The sequence below is a fragment of the Selenomonas sp. CM52 genome (assembly GCF_000292955.1).
Lineage (GTDB): Bacteria > Bacillota > Negativicutes > Selenomonadales > Selenomonadaceae > Selenomonas.
The window spans coordinates 38,166-46,728 of record NZ_ALNM01000037.1 but is presented as its reverse complement, the minus strand read 5'-3'; the positions used below and the strand labels follow the sequence as shown (position 1 = coordinate 46,728).

8 protein-coding genes are annotated in these 8,563 nt (G+C 56.7%); 7 read left to right on the top strand and 1 reads right to left on the bottom strand.

Features of this window, described 5'->3' with window-relative positions:
- Positions 1–889 (bottom strand): hypothetical protein (locus HMPREF1153_RS12140; protein WP_009646729.1); only part of this gene is annotated, 889 nt, incomplete at its 3' end.
- A gap of 314 nt (positions 890–1,203) precedes the next feature.
- Between HMPREF1153_RS12140 and HMPREF1153_RS09555 the strand changes: the two genes are divergently transcribed.
- The 7 genes from HMPREF1153_RS09555 to HMPREF1153_RS09525 all read left to right on the top strand — a co-directional run bounded on the left by HMPREF1153_RS09555 (position 1,204) and on the right by HMPREF1153_RS09525 (position 8,552).
- A complete protein-coding gene (locus HMPREF1153_RS09555) occupies positions 1,204–1,470 on the top strand; it encodes an HPr family phosphocarrier protein (RefSeq protein WP_006190627.1) in 267 nt (88 codons plus the stop codon).
- Positions 1,471–1,578: 108 nt separating this feature from the next.
- Entirely contained in the window at positions 1,579–3,288 is a 1,710-nt protein-coding gene (gene ptsP, locus HMPREF1153_RS09550) for a phosphoenolpyruvate--protein phosphotransferase (protein ID WP_009646725.1), read from the top strand.
- Between the two features lie 53 nt (positions 3,289–3,341).
- Positions 3,342–4,757 carry a hypothetical protein gene (locus HMPREF1153_RS09545; protein WP_232208272.1) on the top strand — a complete coding sequence of 472 codons (1,416 nt, stop codon included), beginning with the start codon at positions 3,342–3,344 and terminating at the stop codon, positions 4,755–4,757.
- Between the two features lie 20 nt (positions 4,758–4,777).
- Complete coding sequence (locus HMPREF1153_RS09540) at positions 4,778–5,017, top strand: hypothetical protein (protein ID WP_009646746.1); 240 nt, start codon at positions 4,778–4,780, stop codon at positions 5,015–5,017.
- A gap of 54 nt (positions 5,018–5,071) precedes the next feature.
- Positions 5,072–5,863 (top strand): electron transfer flavoprotein subunit beta/FixA family protein, encoded by a 792-nt coding sequence (locus HMPREF1153_RS09535; RefSeq protein ID WP_009646755.1) that lies wholly within the window; start codon positions 5,072–5,074, stop codon positions 5,861–5,863.
- 86 nt (positions 5,864–5,949) lie between these two features.
- Positions 5,950–7,158 (top strand): electron transfer flavoprotein subunit alpha/FixB family protein, encoded by a 1,209-nt coding sequence (locus HMPREF1153_RS09530; protein ID WP_009646743.1) that lies wholly within the window; start codon positions 5,950–5,952, stop codon positions 7,156–7,158.
- Positions 7,155–8,552: an FAD-binding oxidoreductase gene (locus tag HMPREF1153_RS09525; RefSeq protein ID WP_009646730.1), complete on the top strand. Its 1,398-nt coding sequence runs from the start codon at positions 7,155–7,157 to the stop codon at positions 8,550–8,552. Before HMPREF1153_RS09530 ends, HMPREF1153_RS09525 begins: the two co-directional genes overlap by 4 nt.
- Positions 8,553–8,563 lie beyond the last annotated feature (11 nt).

Sequence of the window (8,563 nt, the reverse complement as noted above, 5' to 3'; positions counted from 1 at the left end):
CTTCGTCGGTCGCTTCTTCAGCATTTGCCCCAGTTGCCTCGACTTCGTCGGTCGCTTCTTCAGCAGTTGTCGCAGCCGCCTCGATTTCGTCGGTCGCTTCTTCAGCATTTGCCTCGGCCGCCTCGACTTCGTCGGCCGCTTCTTCAGCATTTGCCTCAGCCGCCTCGGCTTCGTCGGTCGCTTCTTCAGCATTTGCCCCAGTTGCCTCGACTTCGTCGGTCGCTTCTTCAGCAGTTGTCGCAGCCGCCTCGATTTCGTCGGTCGCTTCTTCAGCATTTGCCCCAGTTGCCTCGACTTCGTCGGTCGCTTCTTCAGCATTTGCCTCAGCCGCCTCGACTTCGTCGGTCGTTTCTTCAGCATTTGCCTCAGCCGCCGCGTCTTCGTCGACAGTTTCTTCAGCAGTTGTCGCAGCCGCCTCGACTTCGTCGGTCGCTTCTTCAGCATTTGCCTCAGCCGCCTCGACTTCGTCGGTCGCTTCTTCAGCATTTGCCTCAGCCGCCGCGTCTTCGTCGGTCGCTTCTTCAGCAGTTGCCTCGATTGCGTCAACTTTGCCGACTGTCGTCTTGTCGGCATCGGTTTCGTTGGTTTCCTCCGCCTCAGGCTCGCCGCGTATATCGGCAGAAGCTGCAAGACGTTCTTTCTTCAGCAGGCGAGCGTTGTAAAAGGTGACGCCCAAGGATGCTGTAAGTACGAAGATGAGGATGATTGCATAATGCGTTGCCGTCAAGAAGGATGAGATGTTGAGCGTCGCAAAATTCACGAGGAAGGCCATGACTGCGCAGAGAATCAAGGGTTTGTACTTGATGGGGCAGTCAAAGAAAATGGCGATTCGGTGAAGAAAGAGGATACTCGCCGCCATGATGGCGACAGCAAGCAGGAAAAACGTCAATACCTATCACCACGCTTCGTTTCGATAAGTTTTTCCGCAGACGCCTTTGCGTCCGCAGGGGCTGGGGGCTGCTTGCAGAACCCCTGACATTAGCTATTTCGACGCCTATCCTTGAATTCCTGCCGCAGTTTTTGAAAAACTGCTTCGTTAAAGTCTTTTGATAAAATTTTTCTCTGCAAAAAGGGAATGTCGGACGGACGGCGAATATTATACATTGAATAGGATTCACGGGACAGTGCATCTTGTTTGGAAGTTGCGCTGTTTTGGTGATGTGAGGTTTTGCTTTGTTCTTTTTTTGGTAAGGAGAGATTCAGATGACAGAGGCAACATTGACGATTGAGAACAAGACGGGAATCCATGCGCGTCCGGCTTCCGTTTTTGTACAGACGGCTGCAAAATTCAAGTCCAAGGTGCAGGTCAAAGCGAAGGGCAAGACGGCGGATGCCAAGAGCATCCTCATGCTCATGAGCCTGGGACTTGCCAAGGGAACGGAAATCACGATTGAGGCGGACGGCCCCGATGAGGCAGATGCTGTGGCGGCTCTCAAAGAACTTATCGTAACGAAGTTCGGCGAGGAGTAATCAGGGAAGCTCCGGGGAGATGTTCGTTTATGCCCCGGAGCTTTTTTATAAGAATTCATCAAAATCGTTGTGCGACATCTGAACGATCCATGAATGGGGGAGAAGCATATGGCAGAAAGTTTGCGCGGCAAGGGCGTCATCGCCGGCATTGCGATCGGCACGATCATGATGGCAGGACAGAACATTGACGGCCACCTTAAAGGATATACGCCCGGCAACAAGGACATTGAGAACCAGAAAATCAAGGATGCCATTAAGGCTGTTGTCGCCGTATTGCAGGAGAATATCAAGACGCTGCAGGCGAAGGGGATGGCGGAGCAGGCGGCTATTCTTGAAGCGCACCGCATGCTCGCACAGGATCCGATGATGGAAGAAACGATGCACACGAAGATCGAAACGCTCGCGAATGCTCCTCTGGCGGTGCTCGACACGGCGAAGGAACAAGCGGCAATTTTTGAGCAGATGGACGATCCGTATTTCCGCGAGCGCGCTACCGATATCCGCGACGTCGGCAAGCGCATCGCAAAGTACATTCTTGGCGTCAAGGAGCCGGAGATCGGCGACGATCCCGTGATCCTCTGCGGGCACGAGATCGAACCGTCCGTCATCGCCAACATCCCAACGGACAAGATCGCCGGCGTGATCTTGGGACAGGGAAGCACGACATGCCATGCCGTCATCATCGCCAAGGCGCGCGCGATTCCGACGGTCGTCGGCATTGGCGAGCGACTGGCGGAGATCCCTGATGGCGCATGCGTCGTCATCGACGGCGAGCGCGGCGACATCTTCGTGCGCCCCGACGAGGTGACGTTGGCGGACTATCGCGAGAAGATCAAGCAGCAGGAGGAGCGCAAGGCGTACTACGCCGAGTTAGCGCCTCTGCCTGCCGTCACGACGGATGGCGTGCGCGTCGAGCTTTGCGCCAATATCGGCAATCACATGGACGTTGACGCGGCGCTCACTTATGGTGCAGAGGGCGTGGGACTGTTCCGCTCGGAATTCGTATTCATGGGCAGGCAGGACATCCCGACGGAAGACGATCAGTTCAAGGCGTATAAAGAAGCCGTCGAGAAGTGCGGCGGCAAGATCTGCGTGATCCGCACGATGGACATCGGCGGCGACAAGCCTCTGCCGTACCTCAATATTCCTCCCGAGGACAACCCGTTCCTCGGTTACCGTGCGCTTCGTATCAGCCTGCAGCGGAAGGATCTCTTCTTGCCGCAGCTCAAGGCGATTCTTAGAGCCGGCGTCTACGGCAAAGCGGCAATCATGGCGCCGATGGTCATCAACGTCGCGGAGTTCAAGAAGGTTCTGGAGTTCGTCGACGAGGCGAAGCTGGAGCTTTCGCACGAGGGAAAGGCATTCTCCGAAAACGTGCAGGTCGGCATCATGGTCGAAACGCCGGCGGCTGCCATCATGACGCCCGAGCTTGCCAAGTACGTCGACTTCTTCAGCATTGGCACGAACGATCTCGTGCAGTACACGCTCGCCGTTGACCGCGGCAATTCGAGCATTTCGTACCTCTACAATCATTTCAATCCTGCCGTCCTGCGCCTCGTCGAGCGCACGGCGCGCGCCGCGAAGGACAATGACATCTGGTGCGGCATGTGCGGTGAGATGGCGAGCGATCCCTACGCTGCCGTCCTCTTGATGGCGATGGGGCTGACCGAGCTCAGTATGAGCGCGCCGTCGATTCCGCGCGTCAAGGAAAAGCTGCGCGCCGTTTCCGCTGTGCAGGCCAAAGAGATCCTCGCCGACGTCATGAAGATGGAAGACGGGGAAGAAATCAAGGCGTACCTGCAGAAGGTTCTCGCCTGATGCTGCGCTTTACAGCAAGCAGGAAAAAGATAATTCGAGGTCTGATCGCGGCGATGTTTCTCGCCGCGATTCTCGTTTTTGCCGACCTTTTCGTGTTGAGCCGCAGCGCCGCGCTGATCTTCAACCATGCGATGACCGAGCAGACGATGCTGCGCGGCACGGTGACGGTAGAGAAGCTGCATGCGAACGTCTTCGGGGAGGTGCGCTTTGAAAATCTCGACTGGAAGGATCCGGAGGGCAATACGATCCTTTTTGTGCCGCGCGGCAGTTTTCGTGCGCGTCCCTACGATGTCCTCACGGGAAATTTGAAGTCGACGACGATTCAGGAGCTGACCTTGGACGGCGCCGTGCTCTCGATGGCCTTGGACGACGACATGCAGTTCGATTTCCTGCGCCATTCGCCGGAACTTGACGCGTTGGAGGAGGCAAGACTCAAGGAGAAGGAGCGCGAGGAAAAGGAACGCGCCGAAGAACGTAGAGCGAGGCGCGAAGACATGACGGAGGCGGAGCTCAAGGCGCTCGGCGAGGCAGCGCGAGCCAAGAGGAAGGAGGCGATGAAGGAGCGCCTGAAAAACTTCAACCGCGAGGGCAAGAAGCTGCGCCTGAAGCTCGATCTCACGAACTGCCGCGGTGAGCTTTTCTATCGTCGCCGCCATTACCTGCTGCAGGGCATGGAAGTACATGCCGACATCAACACGTCAGAGGAAGTCGCCGTCAAGGGATCGGTCGTGGGACTCGGCGGCACGATGAAGGGAATCGGAATGACGCTCAATGGCGCGGTCGATATGCGCGAGGCAGATCGCCCTGTCGCCGACCTTTCCGTGCTCGTCAGCGAGGTCGATCCGAGTTCGTTGGGATTCGGCATGGACATTCGCGACAAGATGACGCTCTCCGTGCGTTTCACCGGGCCTTTGGAAGCGATGGAGGGCAAAGGCTTCGTGCGCATGAAGAAGCTCCGTATCCCGGGCATTGAGTTCAGAAACGTTGAGGGAACGGTGCGCTGGCACGACGCTCGCCTTGACTTCACCGACGTCACGGCGGACGTCTTCGGCGGCAAGCTGTACGCCTACGGCGACTACGACCTCGACACGCGCTATTGGAATCTTTACGGGAAAGGCGAGGGATTGGAAGCGGCGGAAGGCTTCCCGAACGCATGGCTCGACTGCAAAGTGGAGCTTGACCTCACGATTCACTCGTCGGGCAGTTCGCGGCGCACCCAGTACAGCGGGAGCTTTCGCTCAGGCGCGGGGACGTACCGCTGGGTTGTGCCGTTTGCGAGCCTTTCGGGTACTTTCGACAGTGCGTGGCACGACCTTCGGCTCGGCAACCTTGAGATCGATCTCGGCGATGGTTACCGCGCACGCGCCGAGATGTTCCGCAAGAAGGACGGCAAGACGACGCTCTCGCCGATCGAAATCTACGACGCCGACGGCAAACGCGCCTCTTTTGGCTGGAAGGAAAAGTGGTAGAGGACAGGCGGGGCTGCTGTATGGAGATCACCGTGCAGCAGCCCCGCTTTTTATGCGAGGACAGAATTATATTAGATTTATATCTCGATAAAAGGAAATTATTTTCCGAAGAAGGATTTTCGTCGCGCATAGCGAATACAATAGGCGCAAGGCGGAAAAGCCCTATTTTTTTGCGCCGTGGTCAAGAGGAAACGCGTGAAAAGCAGAATTTTTCCGAAAAAAACCAGAAAAATCTTATTGCCTATTGCGCGGGTTTATAGTATCATAAACGATGTAGGGCTTTTAGCGATGTTATCATAAACGGAGGGGTAATTGTGGAAATTCTCGTATGTATCAAACAAGTCCCGGGCTCGAACAAGGTTGAAGTCGATCCGGTGACGGGCGTCTTGAAGCGCGACGGCGCTGATTCCAAGATGAACCCGTACGACCTGTTTGCTCTCGAGTGCGGCTTGCTTCTCAAGGAGAAGTACGGCGGGCGCGTGAGTGTCATCACGATGGGACCGCCGCAGGCGAAGGCCGTCCTTTACGAAGCGTTCGCCATGGGTGCGGATGAAGGCGTCATCATTTCCGACCGCTCGTTCGGCGGTGCAGACGTCCTCGCGACGAGCTACACGCTTTCGCAGGGCATCAAGAAGTTCGGCACGTTCGACCTGATCATCTGCGGCCTGCAGACGACGGACGGCGATACGGCTCAGGTCGGGCCTGAGGTCTCCGAGGCGCTCGATCTGCCCTGTGTCTGCAACGTCAAGAAGATCAAGGGCGTCGAGGACGGCGGCATCTTGGTTGACATGGAGATGGCGCAGGACGTCGAGCACTTGAAGGTTCAGTTCCCGTGCCTCATCACGGTGCAGAAGGACATCGTGCAGCCGCGTCTGCCGTCGTATCTCAAGAAGAAGGCGACGGAGACGAAAGAGATTCCGATGTTCACGCTTCAGGACATGGCGGACAAAGACAAGAACCATTACGGTCTGAACGGCTCGCCGACGCAGGTGCAGCGCATCTTCCCGCCGACATCCGACAAGGAGCAGGTTTCGTGGACGGGCACAGCGGAAGAAGTCACGGACAAGATTATGGGCATGCTGAAAAAGAAGAAGTTCATCGCCTGATCGTTTGAACCAAGTCGAAGAAACTGCCCGCATGGCGCGAAAGACGCGCCTTGGAGGGAGTCGAACAAGAACTGGAGGAAATGCACATGGGGAAACTCATTGTTCATCAAGATAAAATTACCAGCGCGGAGATTATGGAGGCAGTCATCGCCGTCTGCCCGTTCAATGCACTGGAAAACAAAGACGGCAAACTGGACATCAACGCGGGCTGCAAGCTCTGTAAGCTGTGCGTGAAGAAAGGTCCTGCGGGCGTCATGGAGTTCGTCGAGGATGAAGTGAAGCCCTCGGTCAACAAGGACGATTGGAAGGGCATCGCCGTTTACGTCGAGCATGAGGAAGGCGTGATTCACCCCGTCACGTTCGAACTCATCGGCAAGGCGAAGGAACTCGCGGCAAAAATCAACCATCCTGTGTATGCAGTATTCATTGGCAGCGACATCAAGGGACGCGTCGATGAACTCAGACACTATGGTGTGGACAAGGTGTTCTGTTGCGACAACCCCGAGCTTAAGTATTTCAAGATCGAGACGTACACGTCGGCATTTGAAGCGTTCATCAACAAGGTGAAGCCGACGGCGATCCTCGTCGGTGCGACCTCGGTCGGTCGTCAGCTTGCGCCACGCATCGCAGCCCGCTTCAAGACGGGACTTACGGCGGACTGCACGATTCTCGACATGAAGGAAAACACGGATCTCGTCCAGATTCGCCCGGCGTTCGGCGGCAACATCATGGCGGAGATTCATACGCCGAACCATCGTCCGCAGATGTGCACGGTGCGTTACAAGATTATGAACGCGCCCGAGAGGAGCGCAGAACTTTCCGGCGAGGTTGAGGAGTTCACGGTGGCGCCCGAGAAGCTCAAGAACCGCGTCGAAGTGCACGGCACGACGAAGAAGCCGAAGGAGCAGAGCATCGAGAACGCCGAGATTCTCGTCGTCGCAGGCCGCGGCGTCAAGAAGAAGGAAGACCTCGCGATGATCGAGGAGCTGGCAGAGCTCTTGGGCGCACAGGTTGCCTGCACGCGTCCGATGATGGAAAGCGGCTGGTTCGATGCGAAACATCAGATCGGTCTTTCGGGCCGCACGGTTCGCCCGAAGCTCATCATCACCTGCGGCGTATCGGGCGCGATTCAGTTCGTCGCTGGCATGAACAACTCGGAAAACATCATCGCCATCAATTCGGATCCGAAGGCTACGATCTTCGATGTGGCAAACTACGCCATCGTCGGAGACATCTATGAGATCGTTCCGCAGCTGATCGAAAAGATCAAGAAAGGGGAGGCCGTTGTAGCATGAGTAACTACAAGACTTTCGACGAAAAAGACTTCGAGGCTCTTGCCCAGATCGTTGAGCGCGAGCGCCTTCTTTGGAAAGATGAGATCAAGGAAGAGTACAGCCATGACGAGTTGAGCGCCGAGGCGCATTATCCGGACGTCGTAGTACGCGTACTCTCGACGGAAGAAGTTTCCAAGGTCATGAAGTACTGCTATGACAACAACCTGCCTGTGACGCCGCGCGGCGCTGGCACGGGACTCGTCGGCGCAGCCGTCGCCGTGCACAAGGGCGTCATGATCGATACGACACTCATGAACCACTTCCTTGAGCTCGATGAAAAGAACCTCACGCTGACGGTTGAGCCGGGCGTGCTCATCATGGAAATCTATGCTTACGTCGAGCCGCATGGTCTTTTCTACCCGCCCGATCCGGGCGAGAAGTCTGCGACGATCGGCGGCAACATCTCGACGAACGCCGGTGGCATGCGCGCCGTCAAGTACGGCGTCACGCGCGACTATGTGCGCGCCCTGGAAGTCGTTATGGCGGACGGCACGATCATGAACCTCGGCGGCAAGGTCGTCAAGAACTCGACGGGATACGACATCAAGGACATGATCATCGGCTCAGAGGGAACGCTTGGCATCGTCACGAAGGCGACGCTGAAGCTCATCCCGCTGCCGAAGAAGACGGTCACGCTGCTCGTGCCGTTCCCGACCTTGAAGCATGCGATCGATACGGTACCCGTTATCATGAAGTCGAAGGTCATCCCGACGGCCGTCGAGTTCATGGAGCGCGAAGTCATCATGGACGCTGAAGAGTTCCTCGGCATGAAGTTCCCCGACAAGACGGCGGACGCTTATCTGCTGCTGAAGTTCGACGGCAACTCGACGGAGGAGATTTCGGGCACTTACGACGATATCGCGAAGATCTGCCTCGATCAGGGCGCGATCGATCTCTTTATCGCCGATACGGAAGAGCGCGAGACGCCGATCTGGAAGACGCGCGGTGCGTTCCTTGAGGCGATCAAAGGCTCGACGACGGAGATGGACGAGGTCGACTGCGTTGTGCCGCGTGACTGCGTCAACACGTTCGTCGAATACGTGCATCAGGTGCGCGAGGACATGGGCATCCGCATCAAGAGCTTCGGACATGCGGGCGACGGCAACCTCCACATCTACATCCTGCGTGACGACATGAACGACGAGCAGTGGAAGAAGAACCTCGGAGATGCTATGGACCGCATGTATAAGAAGGCACGTGAGCTCAAGGGTCTCGTTTCCGGTGAGCACGGTATCGGCTTCGCGAAGATGTCCTACATGGGCGAGAACTATACGCCTGAGAAGATCGAGCTCATGCGCGGTATCAAGAAGGCCTTCGACCCGAAGGGCATCCTGAACCCGACGAAGCTTTTCTGAGGAGATGCAGT

Coding starts and splice junctions, on each gene's coding strand:
- HMPREF1153_RS09545 (WP_232208272.1), top strand. CDS start 3,342: ATGTTTCTCGCCGCGATTCTCGTTTTTGCCGACCTTTTCGTGTTGAGC.
- HMPREF1153_RS09525 (WP_009646730.1), top strand. CDS start 7,155: ATGAGTAACTACAAGACTTTCGACGAAAAAGACTTCGAGGCTCTTGCC.
- HMPREF1153_RS09540 (WP_009646746.1), top strand. CDS start 4,778: ATGGAGATCACCGTGCAGCAGCCCCGCTTTTTATGCGAGGACAGAATT.
- HMPREF1153_RS09555 (WP_006190627.1), top strand. CDS start 1,204: ATGACAGAGGCAACATTGACGATTGAGAACAAGACGGGAATCCATGCG.
- ptsP (WP_009646725.1), top strand. CDS start 1,579: ATGGCAGAAAGTTTGCGCGGCAAGGGCGTCATCGCCGGCATTGCGATC.
- HMPREF1153_RS09530 (WP_009646743.1), top strand. CDS start 5,950: ATGGGGAAACTCATTGTTCATCAAGATAAAATTACCAGCGCGGAGATT.